Annotated in this window: 1 protein-coding gene; it reads right to left on the bottom strand. The window is 57.3% G+C overall.

Features of this window, described 5'->3' with window-relative positions:
• On the bottom strand, positions 1-761 hold a 761-nt coding region (locus tag RMSM_RS26655; RefSeq protein WP_144057985.1), incomplete at both ends, for an AMP-binding protein.

Genomic DNA, 761 nt, shown 5'->3' on the forward strand with positions numbered 1-761 from the left:
TGGGCCGCTCGATGTCGGATTCCTCTGCCGTCTCGGACGCGGCCTCCTTGCCGGCCCTGCAGCCATACACCTTGGCAATCTCTTCTTCGACGCGAAGATGCGGCACCATTTCGCCAGCAATCTTGGAAAACCGACTCAGCCGGCCGGTGATATGCAAGAAACCTTGATCATCGACATTGGCGATGTCCCCTGTGACGTACCAACCGTCCTGGACAACTTTGCGAGTCAATTCGTCTTGGTTGACATAGCCTTTCATCACGTTCGGTCCGGTCACCATCAGCATGCCGTCCTGGCCGGACAACAGTTCGCTGCCATCCTCGGGTGAAACGATTCGAGCACCAATCCCAGGCAGCGGACGTCCCACACTGCCTTCGATGCGATCGGCTTGATATTTTGCCGACGAACGACTTGGCGGGATGTTAACCGAAACCAACGGACTGAGCTCGGTCGCGCCGTATCCTTCGACCGGACGCACGCCAAACCGCTCTTCAAATGCATCAAACAGTTCGGCGGGCATTTTTTCAGCGCCCACCACCACGACATCCAGTGTTGCGAATTGTTCCGGTTCCACACGTCGCAGATAGCTTCGCAGAAACGTGGGAGTCCCCAGCAGCACGGACGCTTTGAACTTGGCCGCCAACTTACCGATCTGGCGAGCATCGAGCGGGTTGAAGTGGTAAACGCCGGTTGGTCCCAACGTCATCACCGCCCACAACGTCACGCTATAACCGAACGAGTGAAAGAAGGGCAACACCCCGATC

The organism is Rhodopirellula maiorica SM1 (genome assembly GCF_000346295.1).
GTDB classification, from domain to species: domain Bacteria; phylum Planctomycetota; class Planctomycetia; order Pirellulales; family Pirellulaceae; genus Novipirellula; species Novipirellula maiorica.